Genomic DNA, 19,539 nt, shown 5'->3' with positions numbered 1-19,539 from the left:
TGTTTAAACAAATTTTTAAAACCCGTCTAAATTTTGCTCTGGTTAGTTTTTAGAGTTTCTTTTGAGGATGATAGTGGGCTATCTGACGAGTGAAAATGGGAAAATAATCTGGTAATATTTTTTTATTGGAGAATTTAGACAGTTTTTTTAGAATAAGTATTTAAATTTTATTGCTATGAAAAAATGTATTTATATTTTATGTAGTTTGAATTTACTGTTTAATTTAGGTTGTACTATAAGGAATGCAACAAATAAGCTTATAAAAGTACCTATTCCTGAAAGAGCAGAAGGGCAGGCAGATGTATTGGAGTTAACAGCACCTAAATTGGATACAGTTCGTGTCGGTTTTATCGGATTAGGTATGCGTGGAATAAGTGCTGTTGAGCGTTTTATCCATATTCCTGGTACAAAGATTGTTGCTTTATGCGATATTCGCCCTGAGTGTGTTGATAAGTCACAGAAAGTTTTGATTGATGCTGGACTTCCAAAAGCTGTAACTTATACAGGAAATGAAGAAGCATGGAAAAAGTTATGTGAGAGGAATGATATTGATTTGGTGTATATTGCAACCGATTGGAAACATCATGCTCCGATGGCGATCTATTCTATGGAGCAGGGAAAACATGCTGCTGTAGAAGTACCGGCAGCTATGAATATGGAAGAGATATGGGATATTATTAATACTTCTGAAAAGACACGAAAGCATTGTATTCAACTGGAAAATTGCGTTTATGATTTTTTCGAGCTTACGACATTGAATATGGCTCAGCAGGGAGTTTTTGGAGATATTCTTCATGTAGAAGGTGCTTATATCCATAATCTTGAAGAATTTTGGTCGTTGTATTGGAATAATTGGCGTTTGGATTATAATCGGAATCATAGGGGAGATGTGTATCCTACTCATGGCATGGGACCGGCTTGTCAATTACTTGATATGCATCGAGGAGATAAAATGAATATTCTTGTAGCCATGGATACAAAAGCATTTGCTGCTCCTGCATATATAGAAAGAGAATCAGGGGAAAAGGTAGAGAATTTTAAAAATGGCGACCATACGATGACGATGATACGGACAGAAAAGGGGAAAACGATTCATATACAGCATAATGTTGTTAGCCCTCGTCCATATAATCGCATGTATCAACTTACCGGAACAAAAGGATTTGCCAATAAATATCCGGTTGAGGGTTATGTGTTGGAATCGGGACAGATTCTATCGGGTGTTGTTCCGGATCATGAAGATTTTTCTGGACACAGTTTTGTTTCGGATGAAGTAAAAAATACATTGATGCAAAAATATAAACATCCTATTCAGATCGAACTTGAGAGAGTTGCCAAAAAAGTAGGTGGTCATGGAGGTATGGACTATATTATGGACTATCGTTTGATATATTGCCTTCGGAATGGCTTGCCTCTTGATATGGATGTTTATGATTTAGCTGAATGGTGTTGTTTAATTCCTTTAACTGAAATTTCCATTGAGAACAACTCTGCTCCGGTAGAAGTTCCAGACTTTACCAGAGGAGGATGGAATAAAGTGAAAGGATTTCGCCATGCTTTTGTTCGTTAAAGTTTTTTATTTGAGAAAAATAATAAATCGTTCTTGTGTTTAGTAAGATTTGTATATCTTTGAAAATTCTATTCATTTTATTAAAATTAAATAGTCATGTTAAGTAAAAAGATTGAGGAAGCTTTAAATGCTCAGGTAAATGCGGAGTTTTGGTCTGCATATCTTTATTTGTCTATGTCCACCAATTTTGCAGTAAAAGGAAATCCCGGATTTGCGAATTGGTTTGAAACTCAGTTTAAAGAAGAGCAAGATCATGCGTTGATTTTTACCAAATACATTCTTTCTCGGGGTGGAAAAGTAACATTAGCTCCTATTGCTGAGGTAAAGACCGAATGGGATACTCCTTTGTCTGCTTTTGAAGATACTCTTGCTCATGAACAGAAAGTGACTTCTATGATCAATGATTTGTATGCTTTGGCTACAGCAGAAAAGGACTATGCGACTCAAAGTATGTTGAAGTGGTTTATCGATGAACAAGTAGAAGAAGAAGAAACGGCTCAAGGTATTATTGACAGTCTTAAAATGATTAAGGACAATGGATTCGGTATCTATACTTTAGATAAGGAACTCGGTGCTCGTACTTATACACAGGCTGCTCCGTTAGCCGGGAAATGATAAATTCGGTTAGGTTATTATAAAAGGGAAACAGATTTTTGTCTGTTTCCCTTTCTGTATTTATAGTGATATTTTTCAGTTCTGATTTTCATTTAAAAGAAGATTACATACATGTGTGACGATGTACGGTTTCCATTTCGCAAGCATTTCATCATAAGTTTCATTTTCTTCGAGTAAAATATTTTGACACATGTTTTTTGTTGAGAATGGCATTGTCAATAACGAATAAAATGTGAGAAACAGAAAGCGCATGGGAACAGTTTTGAGTTTCCCTTTTTTCATTTCGTTTTGCAATCCGTTTCTTATCGTATCGAAATAGTGGACAGAGTGCATTTCAGTTATAGTTTTAGAAAAGTAATCGAAATCGCGATGCATCTCTTTCATTATAAATATAGGTAGATTAGGATTGGCTTTAAATACTTCGTAGTAAGCATCTACGACTTTTCCTATACGTTCTCCGATCGGTGTGTCTTGTTGTAATATTATATCCTGAACTTTGGGTATCAAAGATTTTACAATCGATCCGAACACGGCTTGGAACATTTTATCTTTTGTCCGGAAGTAGTAATGCACTCCGGGTCGATTTATTCCTACCTTTGTCGCAATGTCGCTCATGCTGGTCTCTGCAAAGCCATTTTCAATAAACAGCTCTTTGGCAGCTTCTATTATTCTTGTTTCCAAATCTTCGATTTTTTTATTTTCTATCATGATTGTAGTTATTTTTTTAAATTATCAATAAAAAGGAGTATTCGGTTTCTTATGTTGACATCGCTGACGCCGCTATCGAAATCTAAAGATAAAAGATTTATTTCTGGATATAAATCTTTTATTCGTTTTTCCATTCCTTTTGCCACGATATGGTTGGCAATGCAACCAAAAGGTTGTAAACTTATAACATGTTTTACTCCTTGTTTGACCATTGAGAGAATCTCTCCGGGTAGTAACCACCCTTCACCGAATTGAGCGCAAAGCGATATCACTTTGTCGGCTTCTTCTGCTTTGGAAAAAATACTTTCGAATGACGTGAAATAACGGAATTGACGACTGACGGTATTTGCTCGATCTATTTGTTTTTTTACCTTATTATATATCCAATGAATAACAATATCCGGCAAAATTTTTTTTGAAAGTTTATTGTTTTGATTGACTTTTGTGTTTACAAAACTCTGCATAAAAAAATCTGTCAGAAGCGGAGGAATTATTTCTATACCCTGTTCTGTCAGCCATGACGTAATATTCTTTTGAGCAAACGGGTTGAATTTCAGATAAATTTCACCTACTATACCTATTTGAGCCGTATCCTTTTCTAAAATGATCTTATTGAAAGCTTGAGCTGCAGATGAAAGTAGATTCCAGATTTCATTTACACTGTTTTTTCGGATAGCTTTTGTAGCTGCATTCATGTAATGGTCGAGTAGGTGAGCTGCCATTCCTTTTTCTTTTTCGCGAATAACCGATGCATAGTAAAATTTTGCCAGACAGTCGCTGTATAACAATGATGCAACAACAATCGGGAGGACTTTTACCCAATTGATTTTAAAGCCGGGTTGGTTATTATTTATACCCGAATTGGCTGTGATCGATATGACCGGGACATCTTTAAATCCGGATTCTGTCAGTGCCCTTTTAATAAGAGAAATGTAATTGGATGCTCTGCATTGTCCTCCGGTTTGAGTAATTGCAACGGCTGTATTTTGAGGGTCGTATTTCCCTGTTTTGAATGCTTTTACAATATCTCCGACAATAAGTGTAGCAGGATAACATACTTCGTTATTGGCGTATTTTAATCCCCATTCACATGATTGTGAATCACTGACAGGAAGGTTATCGACATCATAACCGGCAAGCCCCATGAGTGGAGGTATTAGTGGCGAAATAAAAGGGGTGAAAAAAGGTGCTATGATTTTTCGGTATTTATCTTTTTTTCTGAATATGGGAGTTTGCATAAATGGCAACGTCTCGTTTTCCTGTGTTTTTTGCATCGAGAGCTTTAAACTCTCTATTACCGATCGTACACGTAATTTGAGTGAGCCGAGATTGCTCACATCATCGATCTTCAGTAATGTCAGAGTCTTTCCGTGACGTTTTAACAGATTGTGTGTCTCGTCGGTTAAAAAAGCATCCGGTCCGCATCCAAAAGAGGTCATTTGCATGAATTGGATGTGCTTATCTTGTTTTGCCGCCCATTCGGCAGCTTTTAAGATACGGTTGGTATACGCCCATTGAGAAATGAAATTTACATCGTTTATTTCAATGTCGAGACCTCGTACAATGTCTTCTGTTATCACATCAGCTCCCATTGCGGAGATCATATCCGAAAGCTTGTGTTGGATCAGCGGATCGGTATGGTACGGTCTGCCGGCAAGAAGAACGGTCAGCTTTCGTTTGTCTTTATTCTGTTCCAGTATATCCCTATTATATTTTGTTATTTCTGCCTCATATTCGTTCGATGCGGCTATTGCTTTTTCAAAAGCTTTTTTGATGACGGAACGGGTTATGCCGAATTGTTCCAGATATGCGGTACACTGTTTGAAGAGCAGCTGCTTGTTTTTGAAAGTTATTACAGGAGAATCTATCGGAATATTGTCATGTTGCGCCCCTTTTATGACTTCGGTATATCCTGACACGATGGGACAATTATAACTGTTTTGTCCCCCATCAAGTTTCTCATATACGACGAAAGGCATGAAAATCCGATTGACTTTTTGGGAAATTAGATTTTTGATATGACTGTGCGTCAGTTTTGCCGGGAAGCAGATATTATCGGACATGACCTGTTTTGCGCTTGCTTCATAATCGGCAAACGTGGAAGCGTCAGAAAGTATGACATTGATATTGCAGTGTGTAAAAAGTGTATACCAAAAAGGATACTCTTCATACATATTGAGACCACGAGGTATTCCGATTGTTGTTACGGGAAGGTCGACATTGACTTTACGGTCGAAGAGCAGCTCCAGTTTGCGTGTATATGCATTGACTCCGTGTTCGGCTTTTTGTCCCTTATTTGTAAATACCTTTTCGCAACGATTTCCGGAAAAATAATGATTGCCATTATTAAAACGATATATTGTGACTAAACATCGGTTTTCGCATCCGTGACATTGTTGTTGGTATGTAGTATAGTCAGAGTTGTCGATAATTTCTTCAAGAGGTATAGCATTATCCTGTTTTTGTTGTGCATAAAGAGCACAGCCTATAGCTCCCATCAATTCAGGATGATTGCAACGAAATACTTCGTGTCCCGTCAGTTTCTCAAATGCGTGCACTACTGAGTCGTTTTTCATAGTACCTCCTTGCACCACAATATGTTTGCCGAGTTCTTCCGTACTTTTTAAACGTAGGACTTTATAGAGACAATTTTTAACTACCGAATAGGATAGTCCGGCGGCTATGTCACTTATCGTAGCTCCTTCTCGTAAAGCTTGTTTTACTTTAGAATTCATAAACACAGTACAGCGAGTGCCGAGATCATAAGGTGATGTCGCTTCACAGGCTTTTCGAGAAAACTCATCTATACTGTACCCTAATGATTTTGAAAATGTTTCGATGAAAGAGCCGCATCCTGAGGAGCAGGCCTCATTTATTTCCATACGGTTTATTACACCATCATTGATAAATATCGCTTTCATGTCTTGCCCTCCGATATCGAGAATAAAGGATACTTTGTCTGTAATATGCCGGGCAGCCATGTAATGGGCAATAGTTTCTATAATACCGTAGTCGAGATGAAATGAAGCTTTTAGCAGATCTTCACCGTAGCCCGTTGAACAACTTCCGGTTATGACGATTTCTGCCTTAGCCTCTTTACATTTATCTTGAAACAATCTTAATCCATTCTGTACGGTAGCGATCGGATTACCATCATTGTTATGATAATAATGAAAGACTATCTCGCCATGATTATTCAGTGCTACGATTTTTGTAGTTGTAGAACCCGAGTCGATACCGAGTGTTACTTCTGTTTTACCATGAACTAATGTCGCTTCTTTTATTTCGTAACAAGACATTCTTGATTTCCAAGATTTATAGTCTTCTTCATCTTTAAATATCGGCTCTAACCCTTTGGCAATCGTAACAGTATTATTCAGTCCTTTTTGTATATTTTCAATTAGTAAAGATAATTTGATCGCTTTATTTTTATCTGCAGAAAGGGCAGCTCCTAACGCAGGAATTAAATGGCTGTCTTGCGGTATGACAATGTCGGCATCTGTTATTTTAAGGTAGTCTTTAAATGCTTGTCGCAGTGCCGGTAAAAAAGTGAGTGGCCCGCCGCAAAATAATACAGGCGTTTGTATATCGCATCCATGAGCCAGTGTGACAATGACCTGTACGGCTACGGCATGAAATATAGAAGCGGCAATATCTTCTTTGTTCACGTTTTTTGCTATCAGATTTTGTATATCGGTTTTACTGAATACTCCGCAACGTGAAGCTATCGGATAAACGTTCTTTGCTTTTATTGCCAGTTGGCTCAATTCTTCAGTGGGCACTCCGAGAAGGATTGCCATTTGGTCTATAAAAGCCCCTGTTCCTCCGGCACAGTTACCGTTCATTCTTAAATCTGTCGCTTTACCTTCGTTAAAGAACACGACTTTGGCATCTTCGCCTCCGATGTCTATCATTGATTTTACATCGGGATAGTATTTTTGTACGACTTTAGTTGCCGCTATTACTTCTTGTATGAATGGAAATGAACATTTTTCAGATACTCCCATACCTACCGAACCGGTAATATTAATCGTCACTTCTACATCATCGATTTGAGATTGTAAATTCTTCATGAACGATATAAGCAAATCTTTTACTTTGGCGTTATGCCGTTCGTATGCGGAAAATATAATTTTGTCATGCTCATCGAGTACGACAATCTTGGCCGTTGTAGAGCCTATATCTATGCCAATTTTAATCATTTGTGTTTTATATATTGTTTTACACTATTGTCAAACGCAAAAGTAAAACTAATATGATGAGATTAGAAAAATAGTTGAAAATAAATAACTATTATTGATGTTCTTTAATAAAATTCGGAATGTAGCAGGACGAAAATTGATGATTGAAAGTGCTGATAATCTTTGTTTGCTGTAAAATTTAGATAAACTCTTAAAAGGATTGTATAAATACCGTTTGAAGAGAATAGAGAAAAAATTGATATTGGATTTAAAAAAGGATGGTTTTGTAATATTGGTGGAATTGTTTTATAAAAATATTACATTACATCTTATTAGTTGATTCTATTTGTAAAATATACTTTATTCATTGATTAAGTTTATTATCATTTACTTGCATATATATATAAATTTTGCGAATATTGCGTATAGATTGTACATGTAGTAATCGGGTATCAGATTTCTATTTTGTAATTTTGCCGACAGATCAATTAGGATAATTTAATTCATTTATTTTTTTATGAAGATAGAAAATGATAAAATAGATGAGAAATCTTCTTTGGATAGGAGACAGTTTATTAAGAAAACATTGTTCTCTATACCTATACTTACCTCTATATCGATAACTACGCTGCTTACTTCTTGTGAAAAGGATACAGAAGATTTAAGTTCTGGTGGAGGTGGAAGCCATCTTGGTTGTAATAATTCATGCAGCTCCTCTTGTAGCGGAGATTGTTCTTCGGGCTGTGGTGGAGACTGTTCTAATATTTGTACGGCGACATGTGGTAATAATTGCACGAGTGGATGTATTGATGCGTGTACAGCAACATGTGGTAATTCTTGTTCTAATACCGGATTAAAAAGCAGTATAGAGCAGTTTGGTTGCGGGCTACCTCCGGGATGTAGCAGTTCTTGCAGTTCAGGATGTTCTAACGCTTGTAGTAAAGCTTGTAGTGTGGGTTGTATGGGGGCATGTAGCAGTAGTTGCGGCGGCGCTTGCTCGGGGACTTGTAGTACTCAGTGTTCGGGAAGTTGCAAAGGTTCTTCTACTTCCAGCGGCTGTAGTGGATGTTCTGCCACTTGTAGTGGGACATCAAGATCCAGCACATGTTCTACTTGCGGTTCGGGATGTGCGAATAGTTGCATAGCAGGATGTGGTGCTTGTGGAAAAAGTTGTACTACCGGTTGTGATAATACGTGCCGTTCGGGATGCGATACCCAGTGTTCACTTAATTGTGCTTTTTATTAATCAGTATGGTACAGGAAGAAAGCCAACGTGAATGGATAAAAGGGAATGCCCGGCATATAACTTTTATCGTAACGGAAAATTGCCAGTTGCGCTGTAAGTATTGTTATATAACAGGAAAAAACAGCATTAAGAAAATGTCGTTTGATATTGCTGCTAAATCTGTGGATATGATACTTGATATGCCGCAGTTGGTGTTTGGAAATGAGGGTGTCGTATGGGAATTTATAGGGGGAGAGCCTCTTATGGAAATCGATCTGATCGATCGTATCTGTGATTACATCAAAATTAGAATGTTTGAAATGAATCATCCTTGGTTCAATTCTTATCGAATAAGTATATCGACTAATGGACTGTTATATAGTTCTCCCAAAGTCCAAAAATTTATAGAGAAAAATAGCAAGCATCTGAGTATAGGTATATCTATAGATGGAAATAAGGAGAAACATGACAATCAGCGAATATTTCCGAACGGTGAAGGTTCTTATGAAGAAGTGTTGAGGAATGTGAAACTTTGGTTGGAGCAATTTCCTGAAGCAACGACAAAAGCTACGATTTCTCATGATGATCTTCCGTATGTCAAAGATAGTGTTTTGCATTTATGGAGTATCGGTATAAAGTATGTGAATATGAATACTATTTTTGAGAATTGTTGGGAAGAGGGCGATGATCTTATTTTTGAGAGGCAGTTAACCGAACTTGCGGACGAAATAATAGCAAATAAGTATTATAATAATTTTTATTGTTCTCTATTTGATCGGAGTTTAAGTGAACCGGTAATAAAAGACGGTAACGATTCGAACTGGTGTGGTGCAGGTAAAATGATTGCGGTGGGATGTGATGGCGGTTTTTATCCTTGTATTCGATTTATTGATTATTCTTTAAATAATAAACCCGGATTAAAGATCGGGGATTGTAAAACGGGTATTGATAGAAATCTGTTACGGCCGTTTGAAACATTACGAAAATCGACGCAAAGTAGTATGGAGTGTATGGACTGCGAAGATAGCAATGGATGCGCTTGGTGTCAGGGAGCTAATTATGATTTTGCTGATTCGGACACAATTTTTCAGCGAGCTACTTATATTTGTAAAATGCATAAGGCTCGTGTCCGGGCTAATAAATACTTTTGGAATAAACTGGACAGAATTGAAAATGGAAAATAGTAAGTTGGAATCTGTCGTTATTGTTACAGACGATATTGCTCCGTCTTTTTGTTATTACGATAGCAAAACAAAAATGACCGGATTGATGCCGATTGACGTATTGAAAGATAGTATAAATTTTTGTGAAGAGGCAGGATATGCGGCAACGGTCTTGTATAGTGCCAGAATATCAGAAGAACATTTGAAGCTTTTGGCTGGTTTTGCTCATATAAAAGTGCTGGATATAGATACTCTGAAGTTTTGTTTACCAGATCCGGAAAATGATATTATAATTGTTGAATTAGGAAAATTTCAAAAATTAGACACTCTTCAAGGTAAGAAATATAATATTATTTTGAGAATGGACCTTGAAGAAGCTAAACAGCTGCCAATGCTTATATATCAGTATCACCATTATTTTCGAAGGTTGAATGTTCTTTTTAAAAATGTTGGATCGGCAACGGAATCGGCTTTAAATCAGTTCAGGATAGATATAGAGCCGTTAAAAAATGTTATGTACGATTTGTTAGTATCAGGCAATGCATTTGAGTTTAATATGGTAACTGATAGGATGGTTTTAGATAGCGTAAATTCTTGTGATGCGGGGATAAAACACCTAACGATAGCTCCGAATGGTTGTTTTTATGTTTGTCCGGCATTTTATTATGAAGATGAGGATCATGCAGTCGGTTCTTTAAATACAGGTATCGATATACCTAATAGTCATTTATTGACAATACAATATTCTGCTTTGTGCCGTATTTGTGACTCATATCAATGTAGAAGATGTGTATTTTTGAATAAGAAGATGACTCATGAAGTCAATACTCCTTCTCATCAACAATGTGTATTGAGCCATCATGAACGGAATTTGTCTGGTATTTTATTGCAGAAGCTGCAAAGCAAGCATTTTTTCAGTCATATAAAAAATATACCGCCACTATATTATTTAGACCCGTTAGATTATTATCAAGATATAGTAAAATGAATAATGTAATAAAAAGATAGAAAATGGAAAGAAAGTTAATAGGTTCTGTGTCGGAGCAAGAAAGAGATGAGATTAGAACATTATTTGAAAGAAAAAATGGTCTTAATGAGTTATTTAAAGTTCTTGATGCGGAAAATGAGGCATTATATAATAAGTTGGTAGCAGATATGAGTATAACGGCAACCAAGTTTCAATCATGGTGGGATGAGAAAGCTCAGAAGTATCAATGGGACTCTTTGCCGGATCATAGGTGGGAAATAGATTTTGATACTTGTGAAATTTTCTTGGTTAAACGTTAGTCTTTGTACGTATATTTTATTAGAACAACAAAGAAATATAAATTCATTTTCTTTGTTGTTCATTTTTATACTCTGCAATTTATTTCGGAGCTTTTCGATAAAGATAAACAGCTATAATACTATATACGATATTGGGTAACCATACGGCAACACGCGGAGATGTCGCTCCGGATACGGCAAAAGTAGACGAAACGGTACTGAAAAGGATATAAGAAAAACTTAAAAGCAGGCCGATACCGATATTGACACCCATTCCTCCTTTGACTTTTCTCGAAGAAAGGGACATTCCGATTACCGTAAGGATAAAAGAGGCTGCCGTCATTGCAAATCGTTTCTCGTATTCGATCTCAAAGTCTTTGATGTTTGCTACACCTCGTTTTTTTTGTCTGTCGATGTATGTTTTCAGTGCACTGGTGGTCATTAATTCACTGTCATATCTGGATATGAGGAAATCTGAAGGTTCTATGGTAATAATAGAATCTAATCGGCTACCCCGAGTCAGTTCTTCCCGCATTCCGTTAAAATTTCGGATCATATAATCTTTTATAATCCAATGGTATGCCGAGTCATAAGTGACCGTTTGAGCAGTTAGTCTCGATTTCAGAATTTTCCCTTCGAACTTTTCTAAAGAGAAGCGATAACCGGTCTTTGTATTATTATCGTACCTACTCATGTAAGCAATTACACCGGGCTCTACCTGTAACTGTATATTGCTGGCATAATCTACTTTTTTGTTTTTTACATATTTGTTTTGAAACTCGATACGGGTGACATTGGCAGGAGGAATTACATAGCTATTAAGATAAAATGTAACACCTGCGATAATCGCTGCCGAGATCATATAGGGAATCATCAATCTTCTGAAACTTATGCCACTGGATAACATGGCGATAATTTCGGAGTTGTCGGCAAGTTTGGATGTAAAGAAAATAACGGCGATAAAAGTGAATAATGGACTGAATAAATTAGCGAAATAGGGGATGAAATTCAAATAATAATCTACGACTATGGCTTTTAACGGAGCGTTGAGGAACGAATCCAGTTTTTCGTTTATGTCGAAGACTACCGCAATCGATATGATAAGAGCGATGGCGAAAAAATAAGTCCCCAAAAATTTCTTGATAATATATATGTCGATTTTTTTTAGCATGCGATAATGTTTATAACCGGTGTGTAACCCGTATTATCATCTCGTCTTTCCAAGTTTTAAAAGTACCGTTCAGAATATGTTTTCGAGCTTCTTGAGTAAGCCATACATAAAAAGCGAGGTTGTGCACCGACGCGATTTGCATAGCGAGAATTTCGTTACTGATAAACAAATGCCTTAGGTAAGCTTTTGAGTATTGATGGTCTACATAAGATGTACCGTCCGGATCGATGGGTGAAAAATCGTCCGCCCATTTTTTATTCCGCATGTTCATGATCCCGTTTGCTGTAAATAACATTCCGTTGCGACCGTTACGAGTAGGCATTACACAGTCGAACATATCGACACCGCGTTCTATTCCTTCCAGAATATTTGCAGGAGTTCCTACACCCATGAGATAACGAGGTTTATCGGTCGGCAATATTTCGTTGACGACATCGATCATTTCATACATCTTTTCTGTCGGTTCTCCGACAGCCAGACCTCCGATGGCATTCCCGTCAGCCCCTAACTGAGCTACATGTTTTGCCGCATCTTTACGTAGGTCGGGATATACACATCCTTGTACGATCGGAAAAAATGTCTGTTTGTATCCGTATTTGCCCTCTGTTTCGCAAAAATGTTTCCATCCTCGTTCTAACCAGCGTTGCGTAAGTTGTAAAGATTTCTTTGCATAAGAGTAATCTGATTGTCCGGGAGGACATTCATCTAAAGCCATCATAATATCCGAGCCGATAATGCGTTGAATATCTACGACTTTTTCGGGTGTAAAAAGATGTTTCGAACCGTCTATATGAGAACGGAAATGTGCCCCTTCTTCGGTTAATTTCCGGTTTTCTGAGAGAGAAAAAACTTGAAATCCTCCGCTGTCGGTAAGAATAGGTCTGTTCCAACCGTTAAATTTATGCAGCCCTCCGGCTTTCTCCAAAGTATCGAGACCGGGTCTTAAATAAAGATGGTATGTATTTCCTAATATGATTTGGGCTTTTATATCCTCTTTCAGTTCATGCAGATGTACGGCTTTCACCGATGCGACAGTACCTACCGGCATAAATATAGGAGTGTTGATACATCCGTGATCAGTAGTTATTTTCCCCGCTCTGGCACGACTGCAAGGATCGGTATATTGTAATTCGAAGTCCATTCTTTTATTTAAAATTTGTCGCAAATATACTGCTTTTTAAAGATAGAATTGCTATCCGCAACAGATAGAATATCGAAAATTCTCTATGAAAAGATAAAATTTATCTTCAAGATAAGAAGTTTTGTCTTTAGATGTTTTTTTACAGGTGTTTTTTGTTTCTTATTGTTCAAGTAGGTTAATGAAAAATGATTTTCTCTTTTTCCCCGGATGATAAAATATATTTGCATAAAAATTACTCAATGTTATTATGACACAGAAGGCGGTACTTGTTTGGTCGTATTTTGTCGGACTGGTTTTATATCCGTCGTACATGTTTGCGCAAGAACCGCCCGTAGAGACTCCGAAATTACTTTTTGATGGAAACACATTTACTCTTCCGTTTGAAAAACCGGTATCGCAAAAGCGTCAAATTGCAGACACGCTTTTAGTAGGGATGCCGATAGAGGCATATATAGAACCGCTGAATCTTAAACTGTCGGAGTATAAGTTTGCCTTACCTAATAATCCTTCTCAGACAATAAAGCGGGCATTACTTATTCACATGGTAAATTCTAAAGGAGATGAGAAGCAAAACATATTAATGTTGAGAGCAAGAAATAATGTAGCTCAAATGCTGAATTTATCAGGAGCTAAACGAACGAAAAGTCTCGGCTTCAGTCTTGATCCGGTCTATTATATTCAGCGTCGGAAGGAGATTAAAAGTGCTGAGAGAGCACGGTTGATCATCCGGGATCTGAATAAATTAGATTCCAAATAAATCCTTTTATAAAATTAAATAGACTTTTGAAGAGGTATTGGTGTGCAGTTACCTCTTCTTTATTGTTTGTCGAACAAAGTAGAACTCGAATTGTTATAGGTGATATAGGTCAAAATGTCAGTTTATGGAACTGTTTAAGTGTAAATACATTTTTTTGTTGGGTAGGGTTTCCGTAATCTTTAATATGGTCATTTTGTCATTTTAACCGATTGGCTATTAGTATTTTTGTCTGTAAATTCATTTGGCATCCCTTTTGCGAATAACTTCTTGAATTTAACTAAAAAAGAATGGAAAGGAGAAAAAAATATGAACTTTAATAATTTTACAATCAAATCGCAAGAAGCTGTTCAGAAAGCAGTCGAGATAACTTCTGCCAATGGACAGCAGGCTATTGAGCCGGTGCACTTGCTGAAAGGTGTTGTTGATGTGGGAGAAAGCCTTGTCAATTATATTTTTCAGAAATTGGGCGTTAATGTTAATTTACTGAAAACAGCAATTGATCGGGAGATTGCGTCTTTACCTAAAGTGAGTGGAGGTGAACCTTATTTGAGTCGTGATGCAAATACGGTATTGCAAAAAGCTTCTGACTATTCTTCTAAGATGGGAGACCAGTTCGTTGCTTTAGAATCTATTCTGATGGCTCTGTTGCAAACCAAAAGTTCGGCATCGTCTTTTATGAAAGATGCCGGGATTAATGAAAAAGAATTGGGAGCGGCTATTGATGAATTGAGAAAAGGACAAAGCGTAAAGGATGCTTCTGCTGAAGATACTTATAATGCTTTGAGTAAGTATGCGATTAATTTAAATGAGCGTGCCCGTACCGGAAAACTTGATCCGGTGATCGGACGGGATGACGAGATCCGTAGGGTATTGCAGATATTAAGTCGGCGTACGAAAAATAATCCTATATTGATAGGTGAGCCGGGTACTGGTAAAACTGCCATAGCAGAAGGTTTGGCTCATAGAATTGTACGTGGAGATGTCCCTGAAAATCTGAAAAGTAAACAGATATATTCTTTGGACATGGGAGCTTTGGTTGCTGGAGCTAAATACAAAGGCGAGTTTGAAGAACGACTTAAAGCCGTTGTTAATGAGGTGACTCAGGCTGAAGGAGAGATTATTCTTTTTATAGATGAGATACATACTTTGGTCGGTGCGGGAAAAGGTGAGGGGGCGATGGATGCCGCTAATATCTTAAAACCTGCATTGGCAAGAGGAGAACTTCGCTCGATTGGTGCTACTACTTTAGACGAGTATCAGAAATATTTTGAAAAAGACAAGGCTCTTGAACGTCGTTTCCAAATTGTTATGGTCGATGAACCTGATGAGTTGAGTACGATTTCGATTTTGAGAGGTTTAAAAGAACGGTATGAAAATCACCATAAAGTGCGTATTAAAGATGATGCGATCATTGCCGCCGTACAACTGTCCGAACGATATATTACAGATCGTTTTTTGCCGGATAAGGCAATCGATTTAATGGATGAAGCTGCTGCAAAGTTGCGTCTTGAAGTAGATTCTGTTCCTGAAGCTTTGGATGAGATTTCTCGTCGTATCAAACAGTTGGAAATCGAACGAGAAGCAATCAAAAGAGAAAATGATAAAGATAAACTGAAAACGTTGAATGAGGAAATTGCCAATTTGAAAGAGGAAGAAACGAAGTTTAAAGCTAAGTGGGAATCCGAAAAGGAATTGGCCAATAAAATTCAGCAAAATAAAATCGATATAGAGAATCTTAAGTTCGAGGCCGATCGTGCGGAGAGAGAAGGCGATTATGAGAAAGTCGCTGAAATACGATATGCAAAAATTACGGCTAAAGAACAAGAAATAAAAGATGTTCAGGAAAAACTGAAAACTTTGCAAGGCGGTGCTGCCATGATCAAGGAAGAGGTGGATGCGGAAGATATTGCCGATGTCGTTTCCAGATGGACGGGAATTCCTGTCAGTAAAATGATGCAGAGTGAAAAAGAAAAACTGCTTCATCTGGAAGAAGAACTTCATAAACGTGTAGTCGGACAAGAAGAGGCTATACAGGCTGTTTCGGATGCTGTTCGTCGTAGCCGTGCGGGACTGAGTGATCCGCGTCGTCCGATAGGCTCATTTATTTTCTTGGGGACTACGGGTGTCGGAAAAACAGAACTGGCAAAAGCTTTGGCGGAATATTTGTTTGACGATGAAAATATGATGACCCGTATCGATATGAGTGAGTATCAGGACAAATTCAGTGTGACTCGTCTTATCGGATCGCCTCCTGGATATGTCGGATATGAAGAAGGTGGGCAGTTGACCGAAGCGATACGGCGTAAACCGTACTCGGTAGTGTTGTTCGACGAAATAGAAAAGGCTCATCCCGATATTTTCAATATTTTATTGCAAGTGTTGGATGACGGACGTTTGACCGATAATAAGGGGCGTTTGGTGAATTTTAAGAATACGATTATTATCATGACTTCCAATATGGGATCAAGTCTTATTCGGGAAAATTTCGAGAAAATTACACCCGAAAATAAAGATGAAATTACAGAAATGACCAAACGTCAAGTATTGGATCTGTTGAAACAATCTATACGTCCTGAGTTCCTGAATCGTATCGACGAAACGATTATGTTTACTCCTCTTAATGAAAAAGAGATCGAGCAAATTGTTGCTATGCAGCTTAAAGGAATTGAGAAATTGTTGGCTTCGAACGGTGTGAAACTGGATATTACACCGGCAGCTTTGGCCTTTGTCGCTAAAGAGGGTTATGATCCGCAATTCGGTGCTCGTCCGGTAAAGCGTATCATTCACCGGTATATATTGAATCAGTTGTCGAAAGATTTATTGGCTCAGAAAGTAGATAAAAGCAAACCTATTGTTATCGATGCTGATGAAAACGGGTTGGTATTTAGAAATTAATTGATATTTCTATAATAGAGGGGGAACTTTGCTGTCAAAAAGTAAAGTTCCCTTTTTTATTTGTAAGTCTTGAATTTTGAATCAAAATTGATCTTTTTTGAAATGTTTCTATTCCTTTCTTTCTTTTCGTTTCTCTTACATTTGCATTTAAAAAATCATAGTGTATATCTAATGCTGATTATATGAGAAATGTTTTTTTGAGCTTATTGTTTTTGATTGTATGTAATTCTTTTGTGATAGAGGCAAAAAATAGTTTAGTTAGTGATTTTGTGGTGTCAAGAGAGGAAAACGCAAAGAATATTGTTTGTAAACACGAGGTTTGCCATGAAGATAAATTTAATGTAAATGATAAAATTCGAAAAGATGAAACATCTCGGTCTTGTTTTGAAGTAGGAAAAGGAACTTTCCTCTTGAATGGTAAGCCTTTTGTCATAAAAGCGGCTGAGTTGCATTACCCTCGCATACCTAAACCGTATTGGGAACAGCGCATCAAGCTTTGTAAAGCTCTTGGTATGAATACGATCTGTCTCTATGTGTTTTGGAATTTGCATGAGCCTCGACCGGGAGAGTTTGATTTTACCGGTCAAAATGATTTGGCGGCATTTTGTAGGCTATGCCAGCAAAATGATATGTATGTCATTTTACGTCCGGGACCGTATGTCTGTGCCGAGTGGGAGATGGGCGGATTACCTTGGTGGTTACTTAAGAAAAAAGATATACGCCTGAGAGAAGCAGATCCGTATTTCATGGAACGTGTAAATATATTTGAACGAGAAGTTGCACGACAAGTTGGCGGATTGACCATTCAGAACGGAGGTCCTATCATTATGGTTCAGGTAGAAAATGAATACGGTTCTTATGGTGAAAGTAAAGAATATGTATCGCAGATACGAGATATTGTACGTACTAATTTTGGTGATGTAACATTATTTCAATGTGATTGGGCGTCAAACTTTACCAAAAATGCTTTGCCGGATTTACTTTGGACTATAAATTTCGGCACGGGTGCTAATATCGATCAGCAATTTGCAGGATTGAAAGAGCTTCGTCCCGATAGTCCGTTGATGTGCAGTGAATTTTGGAGCGGTTGGTTCGATAAATGGGGGGCTAATCATGAAACCCGACCGGCTTCGGACATGATATCCGGGATTGACGAGATGCTTTCAAAAGGTATATCGTTTAGTCTTTATATGACTCATGGAGGAACTAATTGGGGACATTGGGCAGGAGCGAACTCACCGGGATTTGCCCCTGATGTTACTTCTTATGATTATGACGCTCCTATTAGTGAATCTGGACAGACGACTCCGAAATATTGGGCGTTACGGAAAACATTGGGAAAATATATGAATGGGGAGAAACTGGCGAAAGTTCCGGCTTTGATCAAATCTGTTAGTATTCCGGCTTTTCAATTTACAGAGTTTGCTCCGCTATTTGCAAATTTACCGGTGGCCAAAAAAGATAAGAATATTCGTACTATGGAAGAATATGATCAGGGATTCGGTTCGATTCTTTATCGTACGGTTTTACCGGAAATAACCTCTTCTGCACAGCTTACAGTAAATGAGGCGCACGATTATGCACAGATCTTTATCGATGGTAAATATATCGGAAAATTAGATCGTCGTAACGGAGAAAAACAGCTTACTTTACCTGCATGCCCGAAAGGAGCACAGCTCGATATTCTTGTAGAAGCTATGGGACGCATTAATTTCGGACGCGCAATTAAAGATTATAAGGGGATCACTGAGAACGTAGAGCTCTCTATAAATATAGACGGGTATCCTTTTATTTGCGATTTAAAGAATTGGGAAGTTTTCAATATTGAAGATTCCTATGAGTTTTATAAAAAAATGAAGTTTCATCCGATCCTATCGTTAAAAGATAAATACGGTCAGCGTATTCCGGGCTGTTATCGAGCGACGTTTCAAATGAAAAAAACGGGTGATACTTTTTTGAATTTCGAGACGTGGGGCAAGGGGTTGGTTTATGTTAATGGCCATGCATTAGGACGTATTTGGGAAATCGGTCCGCAACAGACGCTTTATGTTCCGGGTTGTTGGCTGAAAAAAGGAGAAAATGAAATTCTTGTTTTTGATATTATCGGTCCTAAAGATGCGAAGTCTGAAGGTTTGGATAAGCCGCTTTTGGATCAACTGCTTGTTCAAAAGCCGCTTACGCATCGTAAAGAGGGAGAAAACTTGAATCTTTCGGATGAACGACCTGTTTTTTCAGGATGTTTCAAAGCGGGAAATGGCTGGCAAGAAATGAAATTCGATAGACCGGTCACCGGTCGTTATATTTGTTTAGAAGCATTGAATGCCCAAGATGGGAAAGAACTTGCTTGTATTGCAGAAATGCATGTATTGACCGAAAATGGTGAACGGCTTTCTCGTGAACCGTGGATAGTAGCTTATGCCGATAGCGAGGATGTGTCGCATGTTAATCGTTCGGCAGATAAAATTTTCGATTTGCAGGAATCTACTTATTGGAGTACTGTTAAGGGAGTTAATTATCCTCATTCCATAGTCATTGACTTAGGAGCGGTTTATACATTAACCGGAATTCAGTATTTGCCTCGTATGGAGAGTGAAGTTCCCGGCGGAATCAAGGATTTTAAAATTTATGTAAAGTCTCATCCTTTTAAATTGTGATCTCATGAATTGGATGTTGTTTTTGTTGTTGAGATTTATGGATTAATGTTGCGAATCACTTTTTGTTTTATTTCATACTAAAAAATACGGAGGATATTAAATATTATTCTTCGTATTTTTTAGTGTAATGCTGTGTTTAATCTGTTTAAATTTTTCGATAAAATATATATTCAAAATTTTTATATAATTCTGG

General features: G+C 37.5%; 13 protein-coding genes. 9 read left to right on the top strand and 4 right to left on the bottom strand.

The genetic code is table 11. The features are described from left to right. The first annotated feature begins 175 nt into the window (after positions 1-175). Positions 176-1,570, top strand: coding sequence for a Gfo/Idh/MocA family oxidoreductase (locus Q0093_RS02305; protein ID WP_294176097.1), 1,395 nt, complete (start codon positions 176-178; stop codon positions 1,568-1,570). 96 nt (positions 1,571-1,666) lie between these two features. Then, on the top strand, positions 1,667-2,185 hold the full coding sequence (locus Q0093_RS02300) for a ferritin (RefSeq protein WP_009316803.1): 519 nt from the start codon (positions 1,667-1,669) through the stop codon (positions 2,183-2,185). A 75-nt stretch (positions 2,186-2,260) separates the two neighbouring features. Here the strand turns inward: Q0093_RS02300 and Q0093_RS02295 are convergent, their stop codons facing one another. Together Q0093_RS02295 and Q0093_RS02290 are read right to left on the bottom strand one after the other, a co-directional pair. Then, positions 2,261-2,893 carry a TetR/AcrR family transcriptional regulator gene (locus Q0093_RS02295; protein ID WP_294176094.1) on the bottom strand — a complete coding sequence of 211 codons (633 nt, stop codon included), beginning with the start codon at positions 2,891-2,893 and terminating at the stop codon, positions 2,261-2,263. Between the two features lie 8 nt (positions 2,894-2,901). Beyond that, complete coding sequence (locus Q0093_RS02290; RefSeq protein ID WP_297928304.1) at positions 2,902-7,095, bottom strand: acyl-CoA dehydratase activase; 4,194 nt, start codon at positions 7,093-7,095, stop codon at positions 2,902-2,904. Positions 7,096-7,591: 496 nt separating this feature from the next. On the opposite strand from Q0093_RS02290, the gene Q0093_RS02285 reads away from it, so the two are divergent. From Q0093_RS02285 to Q0093_RS02270, 4 genes are read left to right on the top strand one after another with little or no spacing between them, the layout of a single operon-like run. Continuing rightward, positions 7,592-8,320, top strand: a complete 729-nt coding sequence (locus Q0093_RS02285) for a hypothetical protein (RefSeq protein WP_297928303.1) — start codon at positions 7,592-7,594, stop codon at positions 8,318-8,320. 5 nt (positions 8,321-8,325) lie between these two features. Beyond that, entirely contained in the window at positions 8,326-9,483 is a 1,158-nt protein-coding gene (locus tag Q0093_RS02280; RefSeq protein WP_297928302.1) for a radical SAM peptide maturase, CXXX-repeat target family, read from the top strand. Beyond that, positions 9,473-10,450, top strand: coding sequence for a CXXX repeat peptide maturase (locus Q0093_RS02275; protein ID WP_297928301.1), 978 nt, complete (start codon positions 9,473-9,475; stop codon positions 10,448-10,450). Before Q0093_RS02280 ends, Q0093_RS02275 begins: the two co-directional genes overlap by 11 nt. Before the next feature lie 23 nt (positions 10,451-10,473). Beyond that, on the top strand, positions 10,474-10,749 hold the full coding sequence (locus tag Q0093_RS02270; RefSeq protein WP_009316809.1) for a CXXX repeat peptide modification system protein: 276 nt from the start codon (positions 10,474-10,476) through the stop codon (positions 10,747-10,749). A 79-nt stretch (positions 10,750-10,828) separates the two neighbouring features. On the opposite strand, the gene Q0093_RS02265 is transcribed toward Q0093_RS02270, so the two are convergent. Together Q0093_RS02265 and tgt are read right to left on the bottom strand one after the other, a co-directional pair. After that, on the bottom strand, positions 10,829-11,899 hold the full coding sequence (locus Q0093_RS02265; RefSeq protein ID WP_009316810.1) for an LptF/LptG family permease: 1,071 nt from the start codon (positions 11,897-11,899) through the stop codon (positions 10,829-10,831). 10 nt (positions 11,900-11,909) lie between these two features. Beyond that, positions 11,910-13,040 (bottom strand): tRNA guanosine(34) transglycosylase Tgt, encoded by a 1,131-nt coding sequence (gene tgt / locus Q0093_RS02260; protein ID WP_297928300.1) that lies wholly within the window; start codon positions 13,038-13,040, stop codon positions 11,910-11,912. 247 nt (positions 13,041-13,287) lie between these two features. Between tgt and Q0093_RS02255 the strand changes: the two genes are divergently transcribed. The 3 genes from Q0093_RS02255 (at position 13,288) to Q0093_RS02245 (ending at position 19,346) form a co-directional block, all read left to right on the top strand. Then, positions 13,288-13,797 carry a hypothetical protein gene (locus Q0093_RS02255; protein WP_297928299.1) on the top strand — a complete coding sequence of 170 codons (510 nt, stop codon included), beginning with the start codon at positions 13,288-13,290 and terminating at the stop codon, positions 13,795-13,797. A 306-nt stretch (positions 13,798-14,103) separates the two neighbouring features. Then, a complete protein-coding gene (clpB, locus tag Q0093_RS02250) occupies positions 14,104-16,692 on the top strand; it encodes an ATP-dependent chaperone ClpB (protein ID WP_297928298.1) in 2,589 nt (862 codons plus the stop codon). A gap of 182 nt (positions 16,693-16,874) precedes the next feature. Continuing rightward, entirely contained in the window at positions 16,875-19,346 is a 2,472-nt protein-coding gene (locus Q0093_RS02245) for a beta-galactosidase (RefSeq protein WP_297928297.1), read from the top strand. The last annotated feature ends 193 nt before the right edge of the window (positions 19,347-19,539 follow it).

The organism is uncultured Coprobacter sp. (assembly GCF_947855755.1).
Lineage (GTDB): Bacteria > Bacteroidota > Bacteroidia > Bacteroidales > Coprobacteraceae > Coprobacter.
This window is presented reverse-complemented; position numbering and strand designations above follow the sequence as displayed.

What these genes read in the sequence shown, in the direction of transcription:
- Q0093_RS02305 (WP_294176097.1), top strand. Translation starts at nt 176, where the DNA reads ATGAAAAAATGTATTTATATTTTATGTAGTTTGAATTTACTGTTTAAT.
- Q0093_RS02300 (WP_009316803.1), top strand. Translation starts at nt 1,667, where the DNA reads ATGTTAAGTAAAAAGATTGAGGAAGCTTTAAATGCTCAGGTAAATGCG.
- Q0093_RS02295 (WP_294176094.1), bottom strand. Translation starts at nt 2,893, where the DNA reads ATGATAGAAAATAAAAAAATCGAAGATTTGGAAACAAGAATAATAGAA.
- Q0093_RS02290 (WP_297928304.1), bottom strand. Translation starts at nt 7,095, where the DNA reads ATGATTAAAATTGGCATAGATATAGGCTCTACAACGGCCAAGATTGTC.
- Q0093_RS02285 (WP_297928303.1), top strand. Translation starts at nt 7,592, where the DNA reads ATGAAGATAGAAAATGATAAAATAGATGAGAAATCTTCTTTGGATAGG.
- Q0093_RS02280 (WP_297928302.1), top strand. Translation starts at nt 8,326, where the DNA reads ATGGTACAGGAAGAAAGCCAACGTGAATGGATAAAAGGGAATGCCCGG.
- Q0093_RS02275 (WP_297928301.1), top strand. Translation starts at nt 9,473, where the DNA reads ATGGAAAATAGTAAGTTGGAATCTGTCGTTATTGTTACAGACGATATT.
- Q0093_RS02270 (WP_009316809.1), top strand. Translation starts at nt 10,474, where the DNA reads ATGGAAAGAAAGTTAATAGGTTCTGTGTCGGAGCAAGAAAGAGATGAG.
- Q0093_RS02265 (WP_009316810.1), bottom strand. Translation starts at nt 11,899, where the DNA reads ATGCTAAAAAAAATCGACATATATATTATCAAGAAATTTTTGGGGACT.
- tgt (WP_297928300.1), bottom strand. Translation starts at nt 13,040, where the DNA reads ATGGACTTCGAATTACAATATACCGATCCTTGCAGTCGTGCCAGAGCG.
- Q0093_RS02255 (WP_297928299.1), top strand. Translation starts at nt 13,288, where the DNA reads ATGACACAGAAGGCGGTACTTGTTTGGTCGTATTTTGTCGGACTGGTT.
- clpB (WP_297928298.1), top strand. Translation starts at nt 14,104, where the DNA reads ATGAACTTTAATAATTTTACAATCAAATCGCAAGAAGCTGTTCAGAAA.
- Q0093_RS02245 (WP_297928297.1), top strand. Translation starts at nt 16,875, where the DNA reads ATGAGAAATGTTTTTTTGAGCTTATTGTTTTTGATTGTATGTAATTCT.